We start from the raw sequence: 25403 nt of genomic DNA on the forward strand, positions 1-25403 counted from the left end.
GAGAATCCGGGGCTATTCACTTATCAAGTCCAGCCTCAGACAGCTGCGTGACTCTCGTCATTGCCCACTTGAGCAGGGCTGCAGCCTCTTTCAGGTCGTTGCGTAGTTCTTGTTTGGGCTTGCTGAGATCCATGAGCTCTCCTCGGTTCACTCAGTCTTTGTTCTTACGATGACTCCTGCCTTCACCTCGTCCTCATAAGCACTCATTCGATCTGCATGCCCATGCAGCTTTCCGACAGCCCTCATGACGTCTATAAATTCTGTATCTCCACGCTCTTTGGCAAGACTGAAGAGTTCCAAGGCTGTTTCCTCGAGGAGGATTACTACAGCTTTCAGGTCTCGTTGCAGCTGCTGGTTGGGCTTGGTGAGAGGCATGGAGGAGGGCTCCTAAAGGTCGCCACCGCGCCAGATCACTCTGCCGAGGATGCGGTGCTTAGCTGTTAAAGCCTTCTGGCGTTCCAGGCGAGCAATACTCGGGCATGTACCACCAAGGATTCGAGCTCGGCACCCTTGATGTCGTAAGGTGGGAAAGCCTCGTTGTCCGAAATCATGCGGATCATCTTGGGTAGCCTCTGCAATCGCTTGATGAAAAGCATCCCGTCCAAGGTGAAGGCATAGACGCCATCAACCACGACCTCGGTGATTCCTTTATCGACAATTAATGGGTCCCCACTTGAAAATGTAGCGCCCATGCTTTCGCCGAAACCTGTAATGACAGCAAGGTTTTCGGCGTGGGTATAAATAATGCCTTGCTCGCGCAAGTACTCACTCCGGACAGTGATATTCCTCACCGTTTCAACGTATCCCTTGGGTACCACCTGGCCAGGTCCCATTGATGCTCGCACATCATATTGGGGGATGATGATAAAGCTTGATCCTAAAGCTTTTTCCCGGGGAGCGATGATTGAGAGACCGCTTTCTCCGTCATTAAGATTTTGCTCTTCTGCCGGCTGGGCAGGTGGAGAAACGAGAGTCCCAGAGGCCAAACCAATCTTCCCTTCGAGCGTAGCTGCAGCCTTTTCGCCAAGCTTTCTGTGCCCATTCAAAAGCTGCGAAAGGTACGAAGCATCTAGCCCGTAGTCATTCGCAAAGTCTTTTTGGCTTGCCTGCCCCATGACTCGGCGCAGAGCTTTGATTCTGAGTTCATTGATATCCATCAATCAATAATCGCTTTCCGTTAGCATTCAGTAAATTACCGTTTGCTATTGTTTGTTGTATTAGCAGTTGCTAATCTGGCGCCTTCTAGGAGGCACATATGAATTTGCGCGAATACATCAAGGCGCTCGAGAAAGATGAGCTGGATCGTTTTGCTGCGCTGTGCGGAACCAGCGCTGGGCAGCTCAAGCAGGTTGCTTACGGCAACCGGCGTCCGAGTGCCGGGCTATCCATCTGTATCGAGCGAGAGTCGAGCGGCTCTGTGGTTTGCGAGCAGATGCGTCCAGATATTGATTGGGCTTATTTGCGAAGCACTTCAAAAAGTCCAGCCAGCAAAGCGGCTTAGTCAATTTCTCTCTTTAAGCCGAGCGCGCAGGAGCAAGCCGGCTGCTGTCTTCGTCGGTTGGATGTTGTGCAGATTTTCTCGTACCCAGTGGCAGGGCGCCACGTAACAGTTTTCGAGGTGTTACATGCAGGTATTGATGCAAGCCATCTACGACGTAGTCGATGAGCACGGCACCAAAAAGATTGCGGAGGGCGCCAGCTTTACGTCTCGCACGCTGCTGGCTCAGAAAGCCAATCCGGACTACGACAGCCACAACATGAACGTGGCTGAGCTGGACCGGATTATGGCTTTCACTCGGGATTTTCGGCCGCTGGTAGCTTGGGCAGATCGCTTCGGCTTCGACCTGGTTAAGCGCAAGAGGCCCAGCCCGAAACCACTCATTGTATCGCTCAGCGCGGTATCGGCCGAGTACGGAGATGTTGCACGTTTCATCGTCGATGCGCTTGCAGACAGCTTTGTTAGCCGAGGCGAGAAAGTGCAGGGCGACCGAATCATTCAAGAAGTGATTGATGCGCTGCATGTGCTGCGCGAGTCGCTGAAGGCTGCCTGAATTACAGGCACAAAAAAGCCAGGTTCGTGGCCTGGCTCATTGCTACAACTTGCGAGGTAATAATGAATCCACAATTTATCCCCGTCAATACCCTTTCAAGTGTCGCGACACGTTTTGCTGATTCTGAAAACGTGTCGCGCTTTAAATTTCGTTTTCAGGGGATCTCGCAATGACCTCTGACAACATCGTCCAGCTCAATAGCAGCAGGGGGTTCACCCGAATGGACAATAGCCTCATGGAGGCTTTGGCTACGGTTGAGCTGCCAGCGCGCGAACTGCGCGTTCTCATGGCCATTGCCAGGCAGACCATCGGCTATCAACTCGAAACCAAACGCCTGACCGCTGACGAGATCGGCAAGTTCACCAACATGCGCCGCGACGTGACCTCGAAAGCGATCAGTCATCTGCTCGAGCGCCGGATCATCTACCGGATTGGCGGAAGCCGTGGCGATATCGGCATTTCACCCATTCGCGAATGGTCTTTCTACGAAGAAAAAGCACAGCGTCTCACTGAGACCAAAACGTCTCACTCAGACAATATCGTCTCACTGAGACCTGATGCGAGTGAGACCAAAACGGCAACTTGCCTTCTTTATACAAAGAAAAACCCCCTATTAACTCTTTCTTCGAAAGAGATTAATCCGCCCCCAGCTGAATCTCCTGCTGTCGTGGAAGGCAAGCCAGCCCGCAAGCCACCGTTCGGCATGGTCCAGATGCTGGCCGACAACCCACACCAGATCCCTGATCAACTGCTTGTGGACTGGCTGGCCCTGCGCAAAACCAAGCGCGCCGCCGTCAGCCAGACCGTATGGGGATCGTTGAACGCTGAGCTGACCAAGTGCGCCGAGCTGGGTATCACCGCCTCTGACGCGATGACTGAGGCGCTGGCTGCTGGCTGGCAGGGGTTCAAGGTCAGCTGGATTGTTAACCGACTGGCTCAGTCTGATCGAGCCCCAACCACCGCATCTGCTGGCCCTGACTTCTACAGCCAGGCATGGCGCACCGACACGAGCGACGAGCTATGAGAATCGTCAAGTCAGTCATGCCTGCAGCCGCAAGTGCTGTGAGGGCTGGTCAAGGGGCTGTGCCGGCCCCCGTGCAGCTTGGCAGTGTCGACAACCAGACCGCAGAAGTGGTCGAGAAGATTTTCCGCCAGCTCAAGGCGATTTTCCCGGCTTGGAAAACGGCATGGCCAGACGAGAAGGCGCTCGGCTCTGCACAGCGCAGTTGGACCAAGGGCTTCATGGACGCCGGTATCTGCGACATCCACCAGGTTGAGTTCGGCATCAAGCAATGCCGCAAAAGCGGATCACCGTTCGCGCCAAGCATCGGCCAGTTCATCCAGTGGTGCACACCCGGCCCTGAGGCCTACGGCATGCCTACCGCAGCTGATGCGTGGTTGGAAGCCCTGATGGGCACTGCCAGCCACGAAGCGGTGCGAATTGCGGCCAATGCGACCGGGCTTTTTGATCTTCGTGCAGCCAAGCAGGAAGACAAGGCGATGCGTACGCGTTTCGAGCGCAACTACGAAATCGTGCTGCGCCGCGCCCAGGCCAATCAGCCGCTCGACGGCAAGATCCTCACTGGGATTGGCCACGACAGCCAGAAGACGGAGCTGGAGCGAGCTGAGGAGTACGCCAATCTCCGGCAGGCCAAGCTTCTGGAAGTCCAAGGCATCCCATCTGCTGGCGGGGCCGCACGCGCCCAGTTGCTGGCACGACTGAACATCAAGCGCGAACCACAGCGCAGCAAGGAGAATTTCTGATGGCTGATGACGTCGATTTTGCAGACGAGCGTATTGAAAAAGAACTGGCCTCAGCCCTTGCTGCTCGCGTGGTTTACCGCGGCGAAAGTGCTCATGAGTGCGAGTGTGGCGAAGTGATTTCAGAAGGGCGACGCGCTGCGGTACCGGGTGTTCAGGATTGCATCACCTGCGCAGAGCGGGCTGCACTGAAATTGCGAGGTGTTCGCCGTGGCTGATTATTCCAAATTGAGGGTGAAGCTATGACTGACAAAATTAGCGTGAACTGCCAAGCCAAGCTCTCTGAAGCCATTACCTGCCTTACCACCATGTACCGGGAGAAGAAGTTCGTGGTGGTCTCCTTGCGCCCGGGTAAAGACCGTACGCTCGATCAGAATGCGCTGTGGTTCGCTCTGTACCAGCGCATTGCTCAGATGACCCAGATCGGTGACGTGGAAGATGCCCGGCGGTACTGCAAGCTGCACTTCGGCGTGCAGATCCTGCTGAATGAGGACGAAGACTTCCGCGCCGCCTGGTACCGGACCATGCGCCACCTGTCCTACGAAGAAAAGCTGGATCTCATGGGCGGGAACGCATTGTTTGGGCCTGATGGATTCCCGGTAACCCGCTTGTTCAATCGGGCTCAGGGCGTGGCGTACACCGATCGTATCGCTGCGGAGTTCACGGCCAAGGGTGTGGTGTTCACGGACTTGCTGAGCAAGGAGGCTGCATGATTGCCAAGCAGCCCAAACCAAAGACGTGCCGCAACGCTACGTGCTCGATCAAGTTCGTTCCGCAGCGCCTCGGGCAGGCGGTGTGCAGTCCAGCCTGTGCGCTGGCCACCAAGGATGTGAATCAGCAGAAGGCTCGCAAGTCGCTGGCTCAGGTCGAGCGCCGAGAGATCAAGGTCCGCAAGGAGAAGCTGAAGAGCAGGGCAGATCATTTGCGCGAGGCTCAACAGGCGTTCAACGAGTGGGTGCGTCTTCGCGACGCCGATCTGCCATGCGTGAGCTGCGGTCGCCACCATGACGGCCAATATCACGCAGGGCATTGGCGCTCTGTAGGAGCGAACCCAGAGCTGCGCTTTGAGCCACTGAACGTGTGGAAACAGTGTGCCCCATGCAATACGCACCTCTCCGGTAACTTGGTGAATTACCGAATCTCGCTCCTACAACTTATCGGCGCTGAGAAGGTGGCTTGGCTGGAAGGACCGCATCCGGCCCGCAAGTACACCGTAGAAGAGATCAAGGCCATCAAGGCTGACTACCGGGCTAAGACCAGAGAACTGAAGAGGGCAGCAGCATGAGAATTGACTCGGCACGTCAGGCTTGGCATGACTGCAATTACAACCCGGCCCCGGGCCAGACCTCTGATGCCGCTGAGTTAGGCGTGGTCGTGCAGGGCACTCAGCGCGGGCCTACAGCTGATCACGCTGTGCACGGGGCCTTGGCCGGGCATATCCAATCGGCGATCGCCAAGCTTCATCCTCAGGTCCGCCTGTTCGGTGACTACATGTACGCCGCTGACCGTGACGACGACATACGCGAAGCCGCAGAGGATTTGATCTTTGGCATGGTGATGTCGAAGTCGAAGCGCATGACTTCGGCAAAGCGGGAAAAGTTGGAGTACGTGGTAAAGGGTGTGATGCGGCGGTATCGGTATATGCATCAGGGTGGGCAATCGGCAAACGACGATCCGATGATCAAGCCTGAGGCGTTCCGGGCATGGTTACTGTCTGAGTACGGAGTGCGCCTGGAGTCTTTCAACTGGGAGCGTGACTGGGAGTCAGTTGTGCGGCTTACATTTGATTGCTGTGAGGATGTCGACCGCATGGCGTTGAGCCCTATTGGCGCGGTGATTTATCAGATGAAAGAGGCCGCTTGACTTCCCGTGCGGCTGACGGCATCATTTCGCCATGGTTAGTATTTTGCCTATGGCAACTTACTCAAATAAACCCGGCCTCTGCGTCGGGTTTTTGCATTTTCTGGGTTGTTCTTTTTGAGGTGCCAGCGGTGTGATATCGTTAAAGATCACTGGAATCAACACCTTAAAGGGAATTTATGCACTCGTTTCTTTTGAAGACCTTTGGCGGTCTTACAACTAGCTACTATGTCCGTCAGTTTATTTTCGGAGCTATATTCGCAGCTTTGATCCTCTCGCTAATGTCGAGCAGCCCTACCGGCTTCACAGGCAAATCGGGTATGGTTTTTATGTCGATCGTATGTACGATTCTTTACCCGTATTCGCGATTCGTTTATGAAAGCGTCGTTGGCTACATCATGGGAAACAACGTGTTTTTTGTGAATGCCATCCTGATGCTGATGGTTAAAGTGTTCACTATGGCCATGTGCTGGTCATTGGCAATTTTCGTAGCACCCGTTGGTCTCGCGTACCTTTACTGGCGCAACAGCCGACAGATTTCTCAGTAAGAGAAACCAGAACATTGAAACCCGGCCATAGCGCCGGGTTTTGCGTTTTAAAGCCTGCTGGGCCATCCTTGAGCTTCACAATAGGAGGTCCCCATGGATACGGGAACGCAAGGAACGCAAGAAATAATCACCAAAATGATTGCCTCGATGGAAAAAATGGCGAGAACGGAGTTCGCGGAGACTCCTCTCAGCAATTTTCCTTTTGAGGTCTCATTCCCGCTCGACGATGACACTCCTGACCAGGCTCAGTCTCTTTGCGAGAATCTGACTCTAGGCTTGAGCAAAGTGTTTAGTCCTTCGCTTGTATGCGTCATGGTCGAAGACTCGCAGTACAAGGTACGCATCGATCGATAATGAGCAGTGCCTTTGAATAACCCGGACATATGCGCCGGGTTTTTATTGCCCAAAGAAAACCGTTCCACTGCAGCTAGAGCAGCCATCGGGACGTCTGTACACCGGCAGCCCGCGCACCCTAACCTCACACGCTTGTAGGGTGGCGCGAGACTGGATCCGCGAGATCGATGCAATTGGGTGTCGACGCTGCGATGGCCTTTGGCGGACGGCGGGAAAGACCGCAAACCTATTCAGGGCCTCAGCATTCGCTGGGGCTTTTTCGTATCTGGAGCCCTGCATGAAGAGCGAATACCGCCAGGCTGTTGAGTCAGTCATCGCGCAAGAGGCGAAGCTGGCCGAAGTCACCAAGCTGCATGCTGATGCTGCAGCTCGGGAAAAACAGTTTTCAGAAGCTCTGCAACTCAATCAGAAAGCGCTTGCGCGTTATGAGGCAAGGGTTTCTGAGATTGAGACGCAGATGGCTGAAAAATCAGAATCCAAGGTATGACTCGAGCACAGTAGGCCAGGCCAGAGGTCCTTTGGTGGCTTTCTGTCTGTTAGATATGTCAATAATCACCATCATGTCTTTGGTGGCATTAAAGTCGCTTTCAATATACAGAGTTGAGCAGAGGCTATCGGCCGTTGTGTCGAGCTCAAAGCAATAGAAGGATGTGGTCTCATCCCAGTGCCTGTGCGCGGTCAGTTCATTTATTTTTTTCACGAACGAATCGTATCTAGCCTTGCGCGTGTCGTCAGATTTGAACTCAAACGTAACAATAAAATTTGCCATGGTTCTGTCCATCGTCTTGCTATAGGGGTATCGACGATAGCACGGAGCCACTAGCCCGCCATTGAGCGGGCTTTTTTATTCCTAACTCCCAGAAGGGAGGAACCCGAGATGCCACACATGCCAGAGAAAGACCCTTCATTCTGGGTGTTGGTAATGACCGCCCTGAGAGAAAACGGCCTCGCCATGGTCCTGACGTTCGCGTTGACCTGGCTCCGTATCCAATACGACGCAAAGGAGACCACCCCTTGGCGTCAGTTCATCGAGGCCACACTCGGCGCGTTGATCGTGATGGTGGTTGGCCTGACGGTTAAAGAGTTCGGCTTCAGCATCGCTTGGTCGTTTGCCACCGCCGGATTCATTGGCGTGCTCGGTGTCGAGTGGGCCCGGCAGTTAGGCAAGCGTTGGGCTGAACGCAAAGCAGACGAGCTTTAGCCGCGACACGTTTTACAACTCAACGAATTGTGTCGCGACACCGGAGGCTGAATGACGATCAAGGTTCTTGAGTTCAAGCGCGAAGACTGGCGTGACGCCGCCAAGACCCTGCGCAAGATTGCTGATGACCTCGATACCGGGGAGCATCCCGCTTGCACTGTCGGCGTCTTAACCCTGATCGGTCCAAAAGGCGAGGTCACCGTATTCGGGCTGGGACCTAAGTGCGACGACTTGCAGTGCTTGGGCGCTATGCGCCTGGGTGAGCAGAAGCTGATTGATGTGTTGCTGGATGGCGCGGAAGGGTAGGTGTGCCGCAGGTGAGTGCGGCAATACAGCTTACTCTGCTTCTAGCCGGTCGCACTCAGCCTTCGCCTTCTCTTCTGAATCGTAGATCTTTGGCAGTACCGCAAGGGTATGATTATTTCGAATCCTGAATCGTTTAGTTGTGGTTTCGATGCGTTCGCCGCCGTTCGGCTTCCCGCCTATTGTGGTTGGTGGTGCAGGCACAACTTCAAATTTATTCATGGGTCGGCTCTTTTCTGGCATAGGGCTCCTTCCATTTCGAAGGAATGACCACAGTACAGGTGTGATGCCATACATGGACAGGCCATTCCCTTCATCGTCATTGCTTGAGTTGTCCGAGCTTTCCTACTTAGGCATCCACCTGACCCCTGCGCCAGAAGTATGGGAGTGGCTCCAAGCCGAGATCCTTGCCGGCACCGGCAGCATTCACAACCCAGACCATGCCCACTAACTGGATGCAGACATCCAGGTCATGTGGGCGTCGTCCAGCTTCGAGAAGCAGGGCCGCACAGTCCTCGGTCAGGCCGAACAAGTAGCGTTCCGAGCCGGTGGTTGGCAGAAGGCCCGGATGGAGCAGCAGATGCGTGATTGGTTTGGCGACGTGCCGACCTTCATCATCACACTGGCAGCTGACTACTGCGCCCATTGCAGCGACCTCGACTTCTGCGCTCTCATCGAGCACGAGCTTTATCACTTGGCTCACGCGACCGACAAGTACGGCCAACCTGCGTTCACGCAAGACGGCGCACCAAAGATCAAGCTGCAAGGCCATGACGTCGAGGAGTTTGTCGGGGTGGTCCGCCGCTATGGCGCGAGCCCTGACGTTCAGGCGTTGGTGGATGCTGCAAACAAGCCCGCCGAGGTGGGGAAATTGAATATTGCGAGGGCCTGCGGAACCTGTCTGCTCAAGTTGGCCTGATATGAGACAGGCATGAGACGGAATCCAATATATGGCAGCCCTGAAAAGCGATGTGAAAGCCTTCATCGTTCAGGCTTTGGCGTGTTTCGACACTCCGACGCAAGTCTCACAAGCGGTGAAGCAAGAATTCGATGTTGATGTGACCCGCCAGCAAGTGGAGCAGCACGACCCAACCAAACGTGCCGGGGTGAACTTGGCAGCCAAGTGGCAGACCCTGTTCCACGACACCCGAAAGCGTTTCCGCGAAGAAACGGCTGAGATCCCGATAGCCAACCGTGCATATCGATTGCGCGGCCTGGGCCGGATGGCTGAAAAGGCCGAGAACATGCGCAATCTGGCGTTGACCGCTCAGTTGTATGAGCAGGCCGCCAAAGAGGTAGGCGACATTTACGTGAATCGCCGACTCGAACCCGAAAAACCCCTGGGCTCCCAGGCGGACCAGCAGCACGCAGTTGCTGAGTACACCCTGGAGCCTGATGAAAATGTCCCGACTACCCCGCACCTATGACCCTCCGGTAAAGCTGACGCCGAAGCAGGCGAACATCTACTGCTGGGGATTCCAGCCTGAAGCTCGCTTTCGTGATGCGGTGTGTGGTCGCCGGTTCGGCAAGACGTTCTTGGGCAAGGCCGAGATGCGCCGAGCTGCGAGACTGGCTGCCGAGTGGGGTGTGAGCGTTGAGGATGAGATCTGGTACGGCGCGCCGACCTTTAAACAAGCCAAACGCGTTTTCTGGCGGCGCCTGAAACAGGCCATCCCGGAAGCATGGCGTTCTCACCGGCCAAATGAGACGGAATGCTCGATCACCCTGAAATCAGGCCACGTCATGCGTGTGGTCGGGCTAGACAACTATGACAACCTGCGGGGCTCCGGTCTGTTCTTCGTCTTGGTGGACGAATGGGCAGACTGCCCATGGGCTTCTTGGGAGGAAGTCCTGCGGCCGATGCTTTCGACCTGCCAGTACACAATCCCGGGTATAGGGCTGCGAAAGGGCGGTCATGCGCTGCGCATTGGCACGCCGAAAGGCTTCAACCATTGCTACGACACATATCTCGATGGCAAGCCAGGTGGCGAGCCAGACCACAAGAGTTGGCAGTACACGTCGCTGCAAGGTGGCAATGTCCCGGCTGAAGAGTTGGATGCGGCCCGTCGCAAGATGGACCCTCGAACGTTTCGGCAAGAGTATGAGGCCGGCTTCGAAAACTATGCGGGCGTCGTGTATTACACGTTCAGCCGTGAGGAGTGCCGCACCAATGAGCGAATTAAGCCAGGCGAAGCGCTGCATATCGGGATGGACTTCAACGTCATGAAGATGAGCGCTGTGGTTTATGTGATCCGCGATGGTCTGCCTCTGGCCCTGGATGAGCTCCACACTGTCCGCGACACGCCGGACATGATCGAGAAGATCAAGGCTAGATTTCCCACTCATGGCATCGTCGTCTATCCGGATGCCAGTGGCCAGAACACCAGCAGCAAAAATGCCAGCGAGTCTGACTTGTCACTGCTGCGCAAGGCTGGATTCACGGTCATCGTGGATTCGACCAACCCTGGCGTGAAGGATCGGGTCAATGCGCTGAACGCCATGTTCCTGAATAGTTATGGTGAGCGCCGCCTCAAGGTCAACCCTGACCAGTGCCCGCAGCTCGTGCAGTGCCTGGAGCGTCAGACCTACACCGACAAAGGCGAGCCGGACAAAGACTCGAAAAAGGGTCACGACCACATGAACGACGCCGCCGGCTACTTTATCGCCAAGCGCTTCCCGATCATCCACAACATCGCCACCGTGCAACCGCTGAGAATCTAATCATGAGCAATGACCCGTTCGCCGTATCTGATGCGATGCAAGGGATGCGCGCCGAATGGGCCATCACTGAGCCCTTGATGGGCGGCACGCTCGCGATGCGCAAGTCTGGAAAGGCGCTACTGCCCAAGCATCCGGCTGAAGAAGAGGAGGCCTACAGTGAGCGTTTGCGTGTTGCCACTCTGTTTCCGGCTTACTCGGAAACGGTCGGCTCAATGACAGACAGGGTATTCGCAGAGCCGGTTCAGCTAGGCGATGACGTTCCGCCTGAGTTGCAAGCGTTTGCATCCAACATTGATCGCCAGGGTAATGACCTGAACGCTTGGGCGGTTAACTGGTTCCGCGCAGGTCTTTCATTTGGGTTGTGCCATGCCCTGGTTGAATATCCAAAAGCTGAGGGCATACGCACCAAGGCAGAGGAGGATGCGGCAGGCCTTCGTCCGTACGTCGTCATGATTCATCCGATGCAGATACTCGGCTGGCGTGATGACGGAGCTAATTTGACGCAGGTCCGCTATATCGAGTTCGTGACTGAGCCTGATGGTGATTTTGGTTCTATTACTGTCGAGCAGGTTCGAGTGCTTGAGCCGGGGGCCTGGAAGACATACCGCCGTAGTCAGCACGGAACAGTCCTCCATGATCAAGGGGTGACGAGCCTTAGTGTTATCCCACTGGTAACGTTCTACTCCAAGCGAATGGGGTTGATGCAGGGCAAGCCGCTTCTGATGGAGCTGGCACACCTCAACATCAAGCACTGGCAGGGCCAGAGCGATCAGGACAACATTCTTCATGTTGCCCGCGTACCGATGCTGGCGGTGATTGGGCCTACTCAGAACCATGATCGGAACGGGAACTTGTTGCCGTTCAAGCTAGTTGTGGGTTCTGGGGCCGCTACCGTGCTGCCTACGAATTCCGACATGAAGTTTGTCGAGCATAGCGGTAAGGCCATCGAGGCCGGGCGTCAGTCCTTACAAGATCTGATCGATGAAATGCGCATGGCTGGCGCTAAGCTGCTGCGCAAGGATCAATCAGGCACCAAGACGGCCACGCAAGCCCAAGAGGACGCGAGCCAAGAGACTAGCCCGCTGATGCGAATGGCTCATCACTTTGCCGATTGTATCGCCCTGGTGCTTCAGTTCATGGCGGACTACCGCAGCCTGCCGGAAGGTGGTCACGTAGAGATCAAGGGCAACTTTGATGTCGACTATGCGCCTGAAACCAGCATTCCAAGCCTCGTAGGTATGACCAACGCCGGGCTGCTGAGCAGTGAGACTCTGTTCTCTGAGATGCAGCGTCGCGGGGTTATCAGTGACGAACTGGACTGGTCTGAAGAGCTGGGTCGTATTGAGGCGCAGGGGCCGAGATTGGGGACTATATAGATGCCGACGGTTAACGAGGCGCTTCAGGCTGCTGCTATTGGCCACGCGATAGATCTGTTACACCTGAGCAATGCCGAGGTCCGTAAGATCATCGCTTTGCTCAACAGTGCTGATGCCGAACTGCGAGCCCAGCTAATCTTGGCCATTGCGAGCCTAGGGGTTGAGTCATTCACGGTCACGCATATGAACAGCGTGTTGGTCTCGGTACTGGAGACCAATAAATCCATTTACGCGGCCATCCAAGAAACAATGGTCGAGTCGGTCATTGATCTGGCCAAGTATGAGATCGGCTACCAGAAAGCACTATTCACTGAGGTCATACCACAGCAAGTGCGGGTCACTGTCTCGCTAGGCTCCGTGACCCTGGATCAGACCCGCCAGATTGCGATGTCGAGACCATTTCAGGGCAAACTGCTCAAGGAATGGCTGGACAACCTTGAAGTGAATCGAGCTGCACGTATTCGTGACGGTGTTCGTATGGGTATGGTCGAGGGGCAGACAACTGAGCAGATCGTTCGACGCGTAATGGGGATCAAGTCTGAGGGTTACGCGGACGGGTTACTGAATCGCAGTCGGCAAGATATTGAGTCTGTTGTGCGGACAGCAATCAGTCACACAGCTCAAGGCGCGCGCGATGCGTTCTACAGGGCCAATGATGATCTGATAGCCGAAGTAAGCTGGCTTAGCACTCTGGACAACAAGACATCCGTAGATTGCAGGTTACGCGACCGCTTGCGGTACACGAATGACACGCACGAGCCTGTTGGGCACAAGGTTCCATGGAAAGCTGGGCCCGGTCGAATTCACTGGTGCTGCCGGAGCACTTCAACGCCGATACTCAAGGGTTACGAAGAGCTACGGCTGTCCAAGGGTTTGCCTGAAAGCACGCGCGCCAGTATGGATGGACAAGTTCCGAAATCGACCACCTACGGTGAGTGGTTGATAGAGCAGAGCGCAGCACGACAAGATCAGATACTTGGCCCTAATCGTGGAAAATTGCTGCGTGAAGGCGGGCTTACCCACGATCAGTTCTATAACGACCGCGGGAAATTTCTCACGCTCGATCAGCTACGCGAACGAGATGCAGCGTCCTTTGCCAAGGCAGGGATATGACTAATCCCTGTCTTATGGGTGGATAGCAGGTTGTGCTGAGTAAGTAACACCAAACCTGTAGAGGCCCGCTGCGTGCGGGTTTTTTGTTGCCACAAATTCAAGCCTCGGCATCTGCTGGGGCTTTTTTATGCCCGCTGTTCGGATGGACGGGGCGCCGCGGCGGATGCCGTATTCGTTGGCCGGATGGCCTAGGAGCAAATTTTGAAATTGAAATTAGACGAGCAAGGTCATGTTGTTGTTCAGGACGGCAAGCCTGTCTATGTAATGGAGGATGGGCGCGAGCTTCCGCACGACGCCGCTACGACCGTGGCCACTATTGGACGCCTGAATGGCGAGGCCAAGGCGCACCGCGAAGCAAAGGAAGTCGCCGAGGGCAAGCTCAAAGCCTTTGAGGGTATTGAAGACGGTCCCGCAGCCTTGGCCGCTCTGGCTACCGTAAAGAACATCAAGGACGGTGAGCTGATCACCGCCGGCAAGGTTCAAGAAATCAAAGATGCAGCGGCTAAGTCGGCTCGAGAGTCTGTTGAGGCGGCCACTCGAACAGCCGCTGAAGAGAAACGCGTCCTGGCAGAGCAGAACTCCCAACTGACGCAAAGCTTGAACGATCACGTTATCGGCAACAGCTTCGCCAGCTCCAAGTTCATTGCCGAGAAGCTGGCCATCCCTGCAGACATCGCACAGAAGGTTTTCGCCGACAGACTGAAGGTTGAGAACGGCAAGCTGGTGCCTATGGATGGCAATGGCAACCCATTGTTCTCGGCGGTACGTCATGGCGAACACGCTGACTTCGAGGAGGCGATTGAGGTGTACGTGAGCCAGTATCCGAACAAGGACAAGATCCTGAAAAGCTCGGGCGGCACCGGCGGAGGTGCACCGAACGGTAAGGGTGATCCTTCGAATCAAACTAAAGGGAATCTGGGCGGCACCCGGCAAGAGCGTTCAAGTGCGATTGCCAGTCGATTCCCTGAGCTCAGTGGCGGGGCATAAACCCACTACCCAATACGGAGTGGCTCTAAAGGGCTGCTTTGCCTGCTGGCATCTCGGATGAGATTCGGCGCACGAGGCGGACGCCTCAACTCAATAAAACCCTGCTCATCCGAGCAAATCCCAGAAAGGAAAGCACATGTCCCTCACGCAAATGCAGGTCTTCAACAAATACATCATGCCGGCGACCATCGAGACGCTGGCGCAGATGGTGGAAAAATTCAACGCGGCCAGTGCTGGTGCGATCCGGCTCACCACTGAGGGCTTTGATGGTGACTTCTTACAGGAGTCTTTTTTCGCCGCCATTCACTCTGCTCAGCGCCGCGTAGATCGTTACTCTGCCAATGGCGCCGCTACTCCGACCGACCTGACTCAGCTGAAGCATTCCAGCGTAAAAGTTGCGGGCGGCTTCGGTCCGGTTCGCTTCGAGCCTTCACAGCTGACTTGGTTGAATAAGCCGACTGCCGAAGGCGTCGAGGTTGCTTCTCGCAACTTTGCTGAAGCCCTGATGGCTGACCAGCTGAATACTGCCATTGCCGCTCTGGTCGCTGCGATCAGCAACAACGCCGAGGTGGTTAACGATGTGTCGGCTACAGCTGGCATCAGTTACGTTGCAATCAACGAAGCTCACGGCAAATTCGGCGACCACAGCGGCAACCTGGTGGCGCAGATCATGAACGGCGTGACCTTCCACAAGTTGATCGGTGCCAACTTGGCTAACGCTGGTCAGTTGTTCCAGGCGCAGAGTGTGCGTGTGGTCGACATTCTCGGCAAGGCGGTGATTGTTACAGATGCCCCGGCACTGTCGTCCGCTGCGGTAGTTGATCCAGCAGCTCCGGCGAAGCTGAAGGTGCTGTCTCTGACCGAGGGTGCAGCCAGCGTGTTCGATGGCTCGGATCTTGTCAGCAACATCGAAACCTCCAACGGCAACCAGCGCATCGAAACCACGATGCAGGTGGACTACTCGTTCGGCCTAGGCCTAAAGGGCTACACCTGGGATGAGGTAAGCGGTGGTAAGTCGCCGAGTGACGCGGGCCTGGCTACCGGTTCCAACTGGGACAAGAACGCTACGTCGAACAAGCACACCGCTGGTGTTATCACCATCGGCGACGCGGCTAAGTAACCCCTTGATGCGGAGCCGGGTTATGCACTCGGCTCTGTGAGGATGCGACATGAGCAATAAGATTTGGTATCTACCTGGACCGTTTCATCGGTACCAGGAAGACGTGAAGGTGTTGGCCCGGGAAGCCGGTCTGCGCATCATCGATGCGAACGTGACCGCAATCCGTGACGATGCTGCCGAGGATGTTCCGACGGTAACAGTAAAGACGGTGGCGCGGAGCGAGCCCGAGAGTCCGCTGGTAGTCGGCACCGGTCAGGCATCTCTGGATCAGAAAGAGCTGATTGGCAAGCTGCAGGCTGAGAGCGATGCTATCCGTGTGCTGATCGAGTCCACCGAAGGCCTGACTCCACTGGAGCACCCGGAAGCCGGAGAGCTGCCGATTCGCCTTTTTGATGCCCTGAGCGGCATTCATCAAGGTATCGCCGGAATAAAGGCTGAGCGTGACAGCCTTTCTACTGAAAACGAAAGCCTGCGTGGCGAAGTTACTAGCCTCAAAGCTGCGGCGAGTAAGTCTGTTGATGACAGTGCTGAGATCGAAGCTCTCAAGGCCGCACTCGATGCAGCCAAGGTCAGCTATCGCGCCAATGCCTCGAAAGATGCACTTGAAAAGCTGGTGGCTGAACTGCCCAAGGAATAACCCATGACCGACTTCATCACCGTCGCACAGGTCGATAGCCTGCTGGGTGTCGAGTGGACGACCGAAGACAAGAAGCCTCGCGCGGTGCTGATGGCGAACACCTGGCTCACTGAGCGAGTGCGCGAGGTGTGCACTCCGACACCTGACGCAATCATCCAGGCTGGGGCCGAGATTGCTAGGGAGGCTGCATCAGGGTCGTTGTATGGCGCCCAAGCTCGCGAAGTCGTTGGAACATCAGTCAAGGCCGGGAGCGTCAGTACCAGCAAGACGTTTTCCGAGGGTTCAAGGGCTATGACGGCAGGCGAGGCTTTCGCCTTGGCACTGATCAGGCCTTGGATATCGACTAACCAGATAAAACTGGTAAGGGGCTGATATGGGATTGCGTGAGGATATTCAGGCCGATATGGCTGAGGCTTTCGATACTGACCTGGCTGATGCGGTGAAGACATTCTCGGGTGGTATCACACTGCCCGGCACGGTTGATCCGGTGACGGAAGAAACCACTGGCGAGATCGTGATCGAGTACAGCGGGCGTGGCGTCTTCGATGCCTACGAAGTTCGGCTTGTGGATGGGATCAACATCAAGTCCACCGACCAGCTACTGATCGCGTTGACCAATGAGGTCACTGGAACGCCGCAGGTCGGCCACAAGATCAACGGTTTCGATGTGCTGAATGTTTCCACTGATCCGGCTGGAGCTCATTACGAAGTCCAATTGAGGGCTGTGTAATGGCTGGCTGGAGTATTCCCCCCTCAGTCTTTGCGGATCAGATAGACGAGGAGGTAAGCCGTCGCGTACGAACCATCGCTTTGGCGCTGCTAAATGAAGTGATCGAGCGATCTCCCGTGGGCAACCCTGATCTATGGAAAGACCTGCCGCCGCCAGGCTACGTGGGTGGTCGCTTCCGCGGGAGCCACATCGTCAGCATCGGCACGCCGGTTTACACTGTGACTACTAAAGTCGACCCGAGCGGGTCAGAAACAAAGAGCAGGGGAGAAGCAACACTTACCGGGCTCGAGCCATATACGCAGGTCTTTATTCAAACGAATCTTCCCTATGCTGAGGAACTTGAGCGGGGTCACTCCGGCCAAGCTCCAGACGGTCTATACGAACTGGCTTTCATCAGCGTCTCTGAGGTTTACCGATGACCTACGAAGAGATTCGCACAGCCATCACGGCTCGAACTGGAACCTTCAACGGCATTGAGCGTGCAAGGATCGATTACCAGAACGCTATTGGCGCAGTATTCGCTCCTCCGCTGACTGGGTTGTGGTGCCGCATGACCATCCAACACGCAACAGCGTTCTTTGCCGGAATGGCTGACAGGCCGCATAGCCGCAAGCCGGGGCAGATTGTCTTCCAGTGTTTTGCAAGACCGCGCTCTGGCATGAAATCTCTCAATGACCTAACCGATGCACTTGAGGCTCACTTTGGATATTGGAGTGCTGGTGATCTTGAGTGCATGGAGGCCAGTCAGGTCGTAGTCGGTGATGACGGCAACGGCTTTTACCAGATCAACGTGAACATCCGGTTCCGCGCCGGCTGATCCAGCAGCACCCATCCCACCCGCCTTGAGCGGGTTTTTTTATACCCAAAAAAAGGTGGAAAGAATGAGCTCCGGCGCAAAGATTGTTAGTCACATCATCCCCGAAGTGACACCAGGTATTACCCCAACAACCGGCACTTGGAACACGCTGCGACTTACAGGCAACGCGCTGACGCCTACGGTTAACACCGTGGTCAGCGACGAGATCACCGCATCTCGTGTAAGCCAGGGCTCGGTGGCCACCAGCGTCGATATCGCTGGCGATCTGGCGGCCGAGTTCTCGTATGGCTCTTTTGACGAGCTGCTTGAGGCTGCCTTTTACGGTGTATGGACCGCTAACGTGCTGACTGTTGGCGATGTTCGTCACACCTTCAGCATTGCTAAGGGCTACACCGACGTGGGTGTTTACAGCCTGTTCAAGGGCGCTCATGTATCGACTTTTGCTCTGGACATCCCGGCTGACGGCAAGATCACCGCTACCTTCAATATGGCGTGCCTGGACTACGCCGACAGCGATGCGCCACTCGTTGCAGCTCCGGCCGATCCGACCACCACTCCATTCCTGAGCCAAAACAACGTTGGCACCATTCTTGTCGATGGTGCCTCGCTGGAGGGTTCGGCCTGCGTATCGGCCATGACGATCAACCTGGACAACAGCCTTCAGGCGCAGCGATGCATTGGCAGCGACAAGCTCGGTCCGGGCGCACAAATCGCCACCGAAGCAGCCATCACAGGGAGTATCACGCTGGCATGGTCAGCTCGGGCATGGGAAATCTGGAAGAACACGTTCACTCGCGTGCCGGTGGCCATTCAGTTCCCGATTACTGACAGCCTGGGCAACAAGTACATCTTTGATTTCCCAGCAGTGGAGGTCGATGGGGAGCTGCCAAGCGGAGGCAAGCGAGACTTGGTCGAAGTGTCGCTCAACTACACCGTGGCCAAGATCAGCCCGACCATCACTCGGGTTCCATTTGCGGCAGTCACCAGCGTTTCTGTTGCGCCAACGACTGCTTCGATCGCAGTCGCCGCAACACGGCAGCTGACTGCCTCAGCGCTTCCGGTTGAAGCAGCGCAGAACGTCACATGGAGCAGTGCGACTCCTGGTGTGGCGACAGTGAGCAGTTCAGGCCTGGTCACGGGTGTCTCGGCCGGCTCTGCGGTGATTACCGCTACGAGCGTATCCGACCCAACGAAGACCGCGACGTCGACCATCACCGTTACCGCTTAATCGATTGCAAGACCTTGGCCGCTCCGGTGTTTACGCCTGCCGGGGCGGTCCTTTTATGGCATGGCGTTGGAGTAATCATCATGGCTCTCAAGCTGAAGAAGAAAGAATCCACTCAGGATGGCGAGAAGTGGGTGGATTTTGATGCAGACACGAAAGTACTGCTGGCTGGCACGGACAATATTGAATACCGCGTAGCCCTGGAGCGTCACAACCGCCGTATTCAGCGCAACGACGCGCGCTTTGGCGAAGGACAAGTTGGCGTCGTCGAAGGCGAGCTGACCGACCTGCAGAACCACGCAATGCTGCTGGGCCACTTCATCGTCAAGGACTGGAAGGGTGTGCAGGACGAGGAGGGCAGCGAGCTGAAATACTCGCCAACCGCCGCCGCCCAGCTGCTTGAGTCCAATGTCGACTTCTTGCTGTTTACTCTTCGTGGAGGTGCTGTCGTGACTGCCGACAAGGAAGAGGAACTGGCCGAAACGGTAAAAAAGCCATCGACCGGTTCGAGTGGGAAAAAGACTGGTCGGGCAGCGAAAAACGAAAGCTCATCTATCAGCGCCTGAAGATAGCTGTTCCCGAAGAGCCGGCCACCGATACGATTACCGGCTACTTGTTGAATACTTTCCGCAATATCTGTCGTGGTCGCCGATTCCTTTCGACGATGGCCGGTGCATTCCCGCTGCCGCTATCAGCCAGGGAAATATCAGATTGGTTGGAGGCTCACCCGTCGCCGTTGCCTCGGCGGCATGTAGACGAGGTAGTGTTTGCGCTGGACGCGATCTGTTTGGCTGAAGAGGGGGAGGGTTGACGCCCTTCAGCTAAGGAAGAGCGCCGAAACCAACGGAGCCCAGCCCACAGGAGTACGTATGATCAGTGTTTCTATCCGAAATATGAGCGGTATCGAATTATCACTTAAGACCTTCGTACGACAAAATGTCGATACGAATATTTTCGAGATATTTGTCTTCCCCGCGAATGAACTCCAGGGGCATCCCAGGACTGAGCTTCTGCTCGACAATCCAGCCGCCTGTGAATTTGAATGTAACGACAATAGGAGTCGGATTTCCTGAAAACTCAACTCTTACAGGCTGACCTATTGGTGTTCGTGCAATAAGGTCGGAGACTGTCTCGGCAGCTTCTACTTCTTCTTTCATCGTATTGATCCTGCATATATAGGGCTGATCGAAGGGGTTTAGATAGTTCCCTGTGCTCAATAAAGGGCACCGAACTTGGCACTGTCCCAGTCCCAGTCCTGGGCTTGCAGGCGAAGGACTGGGCTGTTGGTGTTCTAACGGCCAGATCCGGTGGTCTGAGTTTTAACGATCAGCTCCCACCATATTTCGGCTTTTTGATCTGCATGCTGGTGTTTGTTTTGAGGAGGAAACGGATCATTTTTGTTTGAGGTGATTTCATCGCCGCAACCCATGCATCGATAAATTCCTGAAACAGGTACCGTAGTGCCGACCCCATACATCTTCTTCCAGTGGTCAGCATTCGGCTCAGTCGTTTCGCTTAAGTACTTTTTAGTGTCAGAGGCATATTGCGCCATGTCTAGCTTCCCTTATGTCATGAAGGCACAAGGCTACTATTTCAGAGCCGGCTCCTGCCACTGTCATTCCGTCCACGCTGGATGAGTGAACAGGATGGTATGTGCAACCTCTTTACTGGATGATGGCTAATTGCTCTCCTTTATGAGTCGACACATGGCGCTGCGCTTTCGAAAGAGCTTCAAGATTGCACCAGGTGTGCGGATCAACCTCAGCAAAAGTGGTGTCAGCACCTCGGTGGGCGGCAAGGGTTTAACCGCCAACCTCAGCAAGCGCGGCACACGCATCACTACCAGCCTACTGGGTTCCGGCTTATCGGCATCCAAACTCTATAGGCAGGGGAAGAAGGGAGCGGTCGAAGCAGCGCCGGTGCCAATGTGGGCGCACGCTCTGACTTGGTTGGTGATTGCAGTCTTCCTATGGTGGATCTTCAGCTGACCACGAAAAGCCCAGCCCTCGCACTGGGCTTTTTGCATTCTGTTCTCAATGCTAAAGTCCAGCCAAATTAAATTGAGGGAGTGACATGCGAATTTTGATAGGGGCGCTGGCTCTGGGGCTGCTGGCGGGATGCGTGTCTCCAGGCGATTTGAAAGCAAAGAAGCCAACTCTGAGCGCCGCTTCGAAGAAAGAGCCAAAACAATATGCTTTGTGTGTGCTTCCGCGCTGGCAGGACGCTAGATCTGCAACATCAATGTCAGAAACAGTAAGCGGCTACCGTCTAGTCATCGGAGAGTTTCAGTTAGCTGATGAGCTTTTAGAAATCAACACGACATCTTCAGGTAGTAGGGTAGATTTTTTTCAGCGGGTTGCATGGATGCCTGGTGTAGGCCGAACAGCGATTGAAGCCGCAGTTCGCGAGTGCCTTTAATAAGGGATTAAAAAGTCAGAGCAATTTCACAGAAACCGCCTTCGGGTGGTTTTTTTACGCCCGGAGAAAACTATGGCTGAGCATAAATCTCGCCTTGTCCTTGAGATTGACAGCCGGGACGCTGAGCAGAAAGCGGCTGACGTGCGTAAGGCGCTTGGAGCGCTTGAAGATGCGGGTGTTCGCGTCAAGCCTGCCATGGATAAGGCTGGGGCTGGGATTGATGGTGTCGGAAAAACGGCATCGAAGGCGGGAGAAAGCCTTGGTCAACTGGGAAAATCGGCAGATGGATCTGCCAAATCAACCACCAGCAGCTCGGAAAGCTACGCCGAGGCGAGTGCTCGATTGCTTGCCATGGCAACTAACTCCCTGCAGGCCAGCGATTACGTTGAGGCATTGTCTGCCAGCACCTCTGCAGCATCTGTCTCCTTCGACGCGGCCAGCGACAAGGTTAGAAGCCTTTCGTCTCTCGCTGCTCGTCTGCGGGCTGAATCGGATGCTCTGGTTGGCTCAACCGACAAAGCCGCGGTATCTACTAGAAATGCCTCGGTCGCCACCGACCTTCAGGCGAAAGAACTGGGCGAGCTGCTCGGCAAGATCAATCCGGCAGTGGCTGCACTGGGTCGCCTCGATGATATGCAGAGCAAGCTCGGGCAATTTCACAAGGCTGGTCTGCTCGACACGGAGACATTTAAGGACTATTCGACGCGTCTCGATAGCACTCGCCAAGGTTTGTCCGCCTTTGACGAGGGACTGTCGAAAACGGGCATCAGCGCCAGGCAAACCGAGGCGGCGCTGCGCCAACTCCCAATGCAGTTCACGGACATCTTCACTAGCCTGGCTGCCGGGCAAAATCCTCTGCTGGTATTGCTTCAGCAAGGCGGGCAGATCAAGGACTCGTTTGGCGGTATTGGCAACACCGTTGATGTGCTTGGTGGCAAAGTCAAAGGCTTCTTCTCTTCGGTCGCAGGCAGTAGCGCGGGAATTGCTGGTGCCGGAGCCGCTCTTGGGGAGCTGGCATCTCAGCAAAATGCCGTCGCGGAAGGTTCTGAAGCCGCAGCTGACGGCCTAGGCGGTATGGCAGATAGCGCAAACACTGCTACCGATGCCGCAAAGAATGCCAAAGAAGCAGCGGCTGCTTTGGGAGCCGGAGCTAGCGGGGCTGGTATCAGCATGCTTGCCATGGTCGGGGCTGTGACCGCTGCGGCTGCAGCTATCGGTCTTTTGATTTATGCATACAACAAAGGCAGCAAGGAGGCAGACGCTTACAACAACGCTCTGATCCTAACGGGGAACTACGCAGGAACCACAGCTGCCGATCTTGGAGCTATGGCGAAGCGAGTTGGTAGCTCGACCACTACTGTTGCGGATGCGGCTGCTGCACTCGCCATGCTTGCAGAGTCGGCCAAGATTCCCGTTGCGCAATTCGAAATGATATCCACCACTGCGCTGCAGATGGAGGACGCCACTGGGAAAGCAATTCGCGAGACCATAGCCGAGTTCGAGAAAATCGCGGACAGCCCAACAAAGGCTATTGCCGCACTGAACGAGAAATACGGATTTCTTACTGCTTCTGTCTATGAGCAGGTTCGCGCGCTTGAGCAGCAGGGCGACAAGCAGGCTGCGGCGGTTATCGCTGAAGATGCTTATTCGACAGCCTTGGACACAAGATCGGAGAAGATCAAGAAGAACCTTGGCTTTATCGAGAAGGCTTGGGATGACGTAACGAGCTCAGCAAAATCGGCATGGGATGCGATTTTTGATATTGGCCGCCAGGATGTGTCCGGGCCTGACGTCACCAAAATCCAGCAGAAGATCAACTACCTTAAATCGACACTGGGTAGCGGGTATGAGGATGCTGATGCCCAAGCACAGATAAAAGCTCTTCAGGCTCAAATCGACGAGGTCAACAATATAAACAATGCAGCAAGGGAGCGGGCCGCAGCCGAAGGTGAAGCTGTGAGAGTTCAGCGTGAGGGGCTGGCTGCCTACGAGAAATTTCAACAAAGCATCGAAGCCCGTGCTTCCAAGTCCCAGAAGAGAGACAAGGCTCTCAAAGATGCGCAGGATGAAATTAATAAGTCTCGGCTCGCTGGATACAAAATCACGAATGAGCAGGAGGCGGCGGCACTAAAGGCAATCCGCGACAACCCTTCCTACAAGGACGCGAAGACACCTGCCACAAAGCCCTACACTGAAGACGCCGGCCAAAAGATGCTCGACCAGGCGCGGCAGCAATACGCGGTTCTTCAGCAGCAAAATAGCCTTATCGGCCTGCAGAAGGGTGAAGTCGACAAGCTCGGTGCATCAGGCCAGGCCCTGATCAAGTGGGAGCAGGAACTTGCTGATATCAAGGGCAAGAAGACCTTAACGGCTGACCAGAAATCACTGGTAGCCAATCAGGATCTCATCACTGCTCAACTTAAGCGCAACGCTGGACTTGAGCGGGAAAACGAGCTGCGCAAGACCGCTGCTGAGGAAGTAGCGAAACTGTCGGCTTTCCAGGCGAATCAAGACAGTCGCCTTGCCACGGCTCAGGATGGGCTGGACGCGAACATTGCAGGTATCGGTCTGGGTGACAAAGCCCGGGCCCGCCTCAAAGAAGATCTGGCAATCCAGAAGGACTACGCCCGCCAATCAGCAGCTCTGTTGGAGCAATTCAACACAAAGCGCATTTCCCCTGACCTATATGCGAAAGAGAATGCCATTGTTCAGGAGGGCCTTGCTAAGCGGCTGCTGATGCAGCAAGACAATTACAACCAGCAGGATGCCGCGCAAAACAACTGGCTAGCCGGTGCTTCAAGTGCCTGGCAGAACTATTTCGACATCGCCACTGACTACAACCAGCAAACCCAAGATGCGACAGCTCAGATGCTGGGCAGCACAACCACATCAATTTCTGACCAGATCCAAGGCCTGATCAAGGGAACCACAAGCCTCGGTGATGCTTTCGTCAACCTTGGCTCGACCATGGGCAGCTCTGTGCTCCAGGCTCTATCTGACATCACTGCAAAGTGGGTGGTGGTGCATGCTTTGAAAATGGCGGGTATTACCGCAGAAACCAGCGCAGTCGTGACCTCCGAAGGCATCAAAACAACCGCAAAATTGGCTACTGACGCAGCCAGCACAAGCTCGACACTCGCGGCAATCGCAACCACTCTGGCAGCCAACGTTTCGGCCGCGGCTACAACCATCGCCTCTTGGCTGCCAGCTGCTCTCGTTGCTTCCATCGGTTCATTCGGTGCCGCTGCGGTTGTAGGTGGTACAGCCTTGATTGCTGCATACGCAATGATCAAAGGCTTTTCATCTGGCGGCTATACAGGCTCTGGGGGAGTTAACGAGCCGGCGGGCATGGTGCACAAGGGCGAGGTCGTTTGGAGCCAGGCGGATATCAGCCGGTTCGGGGGTGTAGCAGCTGTTGAATCGCTGCGTAAGGGCAACGTCACACCAATCGGTGCGGCGCGATCAGGTGCTGTAGGTGTATCTGCAAGCAAGGCCTCTGGTGTTTCAGCAACCACTCAATTGACTGTAAACCTCATCGAAAACCCAGACAAAGCTGGCCAGGTCGAGCGCGGAAGGAACTCCGATGGCACTGAATACCTGAGCCTGTTTGCGGCACAGATCCGGGCCGGGGGTAACGAAACCTCAGACACGATGGAGGCTACCTATGGACTTCGGCGTAGTGTCGGATAGGGGGCGGTAGATGAATCCAATCGAACAATGCTACGCCTCTGGCGGCGACATGATCATCAAGACCATCGAAGCCCGGGCAGAAGGTGAGCCTGATTCAATGCTCTTCTCGCAGGGTTTCGATGAATGGACGTGCGTCACGGAGGACGGCAGGACGCTGACCTTTCCCGGTACCGCCATGGATGAGGCGCTGCCGAAGAGTGATAACAGCGGCTATCAAAGCCTGAACATCGAGCTGGACAACACCATGGGTGATGTCCAGAAGATCATCGAAGGGTACAGGGTTGCCGGAAAGAAGATTTACATGACTCACCGGGAGTACCTCGAAAGCGACCTGAGCTTTCCGACCTCGATCTACCACTTGACGGTGCTCAACCGTGAGTACGCAGACAACACAGCGACGTTTTCTTGCGGGTTTTTCGACCTGCTCAACACGGGCTACCCGCGTGGGAAGCTAACGAACTTGATCGCACCTGGTCTTCGGTACATCTAAC

At 55.4% G+C, this 25403-nt stretch carries 35 protein-coding genes and 1 pseudogene; 31 read left to right on the forward strand and 5 right to left on the reverse strand.

The window, feature by feature from the left end:
- Positions 1 to 147: 147 nt before the first annotated feature.
- Together AWM69_RS10190 and AWM69_RS10195 are read right to left on the reverse strand one after the other, a co-directional pair.
- On the reverse strand, positions 148 to 375 hold the full coding sequence (locus tag AWM69_RS10190) for a hypothetical protein (RefSeq protein WP_218726603.1): 228 nt from the start codon (positions 373 to 375) through the stop codon (positions 148 to 150).
- Positions 376 to 440: 65 nt separating this feature from the next.
- Positions 441 to 1157, reverse strand: coding sequence for a LexA family transcriptional regulator (locus AWM69_RS10195; protein ID WP_218726605.1), 717 nt, complete (start codon positions 1155 to 1157; stop codon positions 441 to 443).
- 98 nt (positions 1158 to 1255) lie between these two features.
- Between AWM69_RS10195 and AWM69_RS10200 the strand changes: the two genes are divergently transcribed.
- The 13 genes from AWM69_RS10200 to AWM69_RS10260 all read left to right on the forward strand — a co-directional run bounded on the left by AWM69_RS10200 (position 1256) and on the right by AWM69_RS10260 (position 8081).
- Complete coding sequence (locus tag AWM69_RS10200) at positions 1256 to 1501, forward strand: YdaS family helix-turn-helix protein (RefSeq protein ID WP_218726607.1); 246 nt, start codon at positions 1256 to 1258, stop codon at positions 1499 to 1501.
- A gap of 136 nt (positions 1502 to 1637) precedes the next feature.
- The gene (locus AWM69_RS10205; protein ID WP_256930276.1) at positions 1638 to 2051 is read left to right on the forward strand and encodes a phage regulatory CII family protein; all 414 of its coding nucleotides are present in this window, start codon (positions 1638 to 1640) and stop codon (positions 2049 to 2051) included.
- Between the two features lie 169 nt (positions 2052 to 2220).
- Complete coding sequence (locus tag AWM69_RS10210; protein ID WP_218726610.1) at positions 2221 to 3075, forward strand: replication protein; 855 nt, start codon at positions 2221 to 2223, stop codon at positions 3073 to 3075.
- Entirely contained in the window at positions 3072 to 3815 is a 744-nt protein-coding gene (locus AWM69_RS10215; protein ID WP_218726612.1) for a replication protein P, read from the forward strand. Before AWM69_RS10210 ends, AWM69_RS10215 begins: the two co-directional genes overlap by 4 nt.
- Positions 3815 to 4030 carry a TraR/DksA C4-type zinc finger protein gene (locus AWM69_RS10220; protein WP_203008571.1) on the forward strand — a complete coding sequence of 72 codons (216 nt, stop codon included), beginning with the start codon at positions 3815 to 3817 and terminating at the stop codon, positions 4028 to 4030. The genes AWM69_RS10215 and AWM69_RS10220 overlap by 1 nt, the downstream gene beginning before the upstream one ends.
- 24 nt (positions 4031 to 4054) lie before the next feature.
- Complete coding sequence (locus tag AWM69_RS10225) at positions 4055 to 4525, forward strand: hypothetical protein (RefSeq protein WP_095021065.1); 471 nt, start codon at positions 4055 to 4057, stop codon at positions 4523 to 4525.
- Positions 4522 to 5097 carry a recombination protein NinG gene (locus tag AWM69_RS10230; RefSeq protein WP_218726614.1) on the forward strand — a complete coding sequence of 192 codons (576 nt, stop codon included), beginning with the start codon at positions 4522 to 4524 and terminating at the stop codon, positions 5095 to 5097. The genes AWM69_RS10225 and AWM69_RS10230 overlap by 4 nt, the downstream gene beginning before the upstream one ends.
- Entirely contained in the window at positions 5094 to 5675 is a 582-nt protein-coding gene (locus tag AWM69_RS10235; RefSeq protein ID WP_218726616.1) for a hypothetical protein, read from the forward strand. The genes AWM69_RS10230 and AWM69_RS10235 overlap by 4 nt, the downstream gene beginning before the upstream one ends.
- A gap of 176 nt (positions 5676 to 5851) precedes the next feature.
- Positions 5852 to 6220 carry a hypothetical protein gene (locus tag AWM69_RS10240; protein ID WP_218726618.1) on the forward strand — a complete coding sequence of 123 codons (369 nt, stop codon included), beginning with the start codon at positions 5852 to 5854 and terminating at the stop codon, positions 6218 to 6220.
- Positions 6221 to 6313: 93 nt separating this feature from the next.
- Positions 6314 to 6574, forward strand: a complete 261-nt coding sequence (locus AWM69_RS10245) for a hypothetical protein (protein WP_218726620.1) — start codon at positions 6314 to 6316, stop codon at positions 6572 to 6574.
- Positions 6575 to 6851: 277 nt separating this feature from the next.
- Positions 6852 to 7061 (forward strand): hypothetical protein, encoded by a 210-nt coding sequence (locus AWM69_RS10250; RefSeq protein ID WP_169870599.1) that lies wholly within the window; start codon positions 6852 to 6854, stop codon positions 7059 to 7061.
- A gap of 390 nt (positions 7062 to 7451) precedes the next feature.
- Entirely contained in the window at positions 7452 to 7775 is a 324-nt protein-coding gene (locus AWM69_RS10255) for a phage holin family protein (protein ID WP_095025706.1), read from the forward strand.
- A 51-nt stretch (positions 7776 to 7826) separates the two neighbouring features.
- A complete protein-coding gene (locus AWM69_RS10260) occupies positions 7827 to 8081 on the forward strand; it encodes a hypothetical protein (RefSeq protein WP_218726621.1) in 255 nt (84 codons plus the stop codon).
- 30 nt (positions 8082 to 8111) lie between these two features.
- On the opposite strand, the gene AWM69_RS10265 is transcribed toward AWM69_RS10260, so the two are convergent.
- A complete protein-coding gene (locus AWM69_RS10265) occupies positions 8112 to 8300 on the reverse strand; it encodes a hypothetical protein (RefSeq protein WP_218726623.1) in 189 nt (62 codons plus the stop codon).
- 73 nt (positions 8301 to 8373) lie between these two features.
- Here AWM69_RS10265 and AWM69_RS10270 point away from each other — a divergent pair.
- From AWM69_RS10270 to AWM69_RS10335, 14 genes and pseudogenes are all read left to right on the forward strand, one after another.
- A pseudogene (locus AWM69_RS10270) lies at positions 8374 to 8997 on the forward strand (putative metallopeptidase).
- 31 nt (positions 8998 to 9028) lie between these two features.
- The gene (locus tag AWM69_RS10275) at positions 9029 to 9505 is read left to right on the forward strand and encodes a DUF2280 domain-containing protein (protein ID WP_218726625.1); all 477 of its coding nucleotides are present in this window, start codon (positions 9029 to 9031) and stop codon (positions 9503 to 9505) included.
- The gene (locus AWM69_RS10280) at positions 9474 to 10799 is read left to right on the forward strand and encodes a terminase (RefSeq protein ID WP_256930277.1); all 1326 of its coding nucleotides are present in this window, start codon (positions 9474 to 9476) and stop codon (positions 10797 to 10799) included. The genes AWM69_RS10275 and AWM69_RS10280 overlap by 32 nt, the downstream gene beginning before the upstream one ends.
- 2 nt (positions 10800 to 10801) lie before the next feature.
- The gene (locus AWM69_RS10285; RefSeq protein ID WP_218726626.1) at positions 10802 to 12175 is read left to right on the forward strand and encodes a DUF4055 domain-containing protein; all 1374 of its coding nucleotides are present in this window, start codon (positions 10802 to 10804) and stop codon (positions 12173 to 12175) included.
- The gene (locus tag AWM69_RS10290; RefSeq protein WP_218726627.1) at positions 12176 to 13288 is read left to right on the forward strand and encodes a hypothetical protein; all 1113 of its coding nucleotides are present in this window, start codon (positions 12176 to 12178) and stop codon (positions 13286 to 13288) included.
- Positions 13289 to 13489: 201 nt separating this feature from the next.
- Positions 13490 to 14275, forward strand: coding sequence for a DUF6651 domain-containing protein (locus tag AWM69_RS10295; RefSeq protein WP_218726628.1), 786 nt, complete (start codon positions 13490 to 13492; stop codon positions 14273 to 14275).
- Positions 14276 to 14411: 136 nt separating this feature from the next.
- Positions 14412 to 15395, forward strand: a complete 984-nt coding sequence (locus AWM69_RS10300; RefSeq protein ID WP_218726629.1) for a major capsid protein — start codon at positions 14412 to 14414, stop codon at positions 15393 to 15395.
- Positions 15396 to 15444: 49 nt separating this feature from the next.
- Positions 15445 to 16032, forward strand: a complete 588-nt coding sequence (locus AWM69_RS10305; protein WP_218726630.1) for a hypothetical protein — start codon at positions 15445 to 15447, stop codon at positions 16030 to 16032.
- A gap of 3 nt (positions 16033 to 16035) precedes the next feature.
- Positions 16036 to 16404 (forward strand): hypothetical protein, encoded by a 369-nt coding sequence (locus AWM69_RS10310; protein WP_218726631.1) that lies wholly within the window; start codon positions 16036 to 16038, stop codon positions 16402 to 16404.
- Position 16405: 1 nt separating this feature from the next.
- Positions 16406 to 16762, forward strand: a complete 357-nt coding sequence (locus AWM69_RS10315) for a hypothetical protein (RefSeq protein WP_218726632.1) — start codon at positions 16406 to 16408, stop codon at positions 16760 to 16762.
- Complete coding sequence (locus tag AWM69_RS10320) at positions 16762 to 17181, forward strand: HK97 gp10 family phage protein (protein ID WP_218726633.1); 420 nt, start codon at positions 16762 to 16764, stop codon at positions 17179 to 17181. Before AWM69_RS10315 ends, AWM69_RS10320 begins: the two co-directional genes overlap by 1 nt.
- Positions 17178 to 17579: a hypothetical protein gene (locus tag AWM69_RS10325; RefSeq protein WP_218726634.1), complete on the forward strand. Its 402-nt coding sequence runs from the start codon at positions 17178 to 17180 to the stop codon at positions 17577 to 17579. The genes AWM69_RS10320 and AWM69_RS10325 overlap by 4 nt, the downstream gene beginning before the upstream one ends.
- A gap of 64 nt (positions 17580 to 17643) precedes the next feature.
- Positions 17644 to 18807 (forward strand): phage tail tube protein, encoded by a 1164-nt coding sequence (locus tag AWM69_RS10330; protein ID WP_218726635.1) that lies wholly within the window; start codon positions 17644 to 17646, stop codon positions 18805 to 18807.
- A gap of 80 nt (positions 18808 to 18887) precedes the next feature.
- Positions 18888 to 19370: a hypothetical protein gene (locus tag AWM69_RS10335; RefSeq protein WP_218726637.1), complete on the forward strand. Its 483-nt coding sequence runs from the start codon at positions 18888 to 18890 to the stop codon at positions 19368 to 19370.
- A gap of 345 nt (positions 19371 to 19715) precedes the next feature.
- Here the strand turns inward: AWM69_RS10335 and AWM69_RS10340 are convergent, their stop codons facing one another.
- Both AWM69_RS10340 and AWM69_RS10345 read right to left on the reverse strand, forming a co-directional pair.
- Positions 19716 to 19961, reverse strand: coding sequence for a hypothetical protein (locus AWM69_RS10340; protein ID WP_218726639.1), 246 nt, complete (start codon positions 19959 to 19961; stop codon positions 19716 to 19718).
- A 134-nt stretch (positions 19962 to 20095) separates the two neighbouring features.
- On the reverse strand, positions 20096 to 20356 hold the full coding sequence (locus AWM69_RS10345) for a protein L (RefSeq protein ID WP_218726640.1): 261 nt from the start codon (positions 20354 to 20356) through the stop codon (positions 20096 to 20098).
- A 154-nt stretch (positions 20357 to 20510) separates the two neighbouring features.
- On the opposite strand from AWM69_RS10345, the gene AWM69_RS10350 reads away from it, so the two are divergent.
- The 4 genes from AWM69_RS10350 to AWM69_RS10365 all read left to right on the forward strand — a co-directional run bounded on the left by AWM69_RS10350 (position 20511) and on the right by AWM69_RS10365 (position 25402).
- Positions 20511 to 20792 carry a DUF4236 domain-containing protein gene (locus AWM69_RS10350; RefSeq protein ID WP_218726642.1) on the forward strand — a complete coding sequence of 94 codons (282 nt, stop codon included), beginning with the start codon at positions 20511 to 20513 and terminating at the stop codon, positions 20790 to 20792.
- 85 nt (positions 20793 to 20877) lie between these two features.
- Positions 20878 to 21222 carry a hypothetical protein gene (locus AWM69_RS10355; RefSeq protein WP_218726644.1) on the forward strand — a complete coding sequence of 115 codons (345 nt, stop codon included), beginning with the start codon at positions 20878 to 20880 and terminating at the stop codon, positions 21220 to 21222.
- Positions 21223 to 21294: 72 nt separating this feature from the next.
- Entirely contained in the window at positions 21295 to 24912 is a 3618-nt protein-coding gene (locus tag AWM69_RS10360) for a phage tail length tape measure family protein (protein ID WP_218726645.1), read from the forward strand.
- Between the two features lie 10 nt (positions 24913 to 24922).
- Positions 24923 to 25402, forward strand: coding sequence for a DUF1833 family protein (locus AWM69_RS10365; protein WP_218726647.1), 480 nt, complete (start codon positions 24923 to 24925; stop codon positions 25400 to 25402).
- Position 25403: the final 1 nt, after the last annotated feature.

This window comes from Pseudomonas sp. D1HM (assembly GCF_019266105.1).
Classification (GTDB): Bacteria; Pseudomonadota; Gammaproteobacteria; order Pseudomonadales; family Pseudomonadaceae; genus Aquipseudomonas; species Aquipseudomonas taetrolens.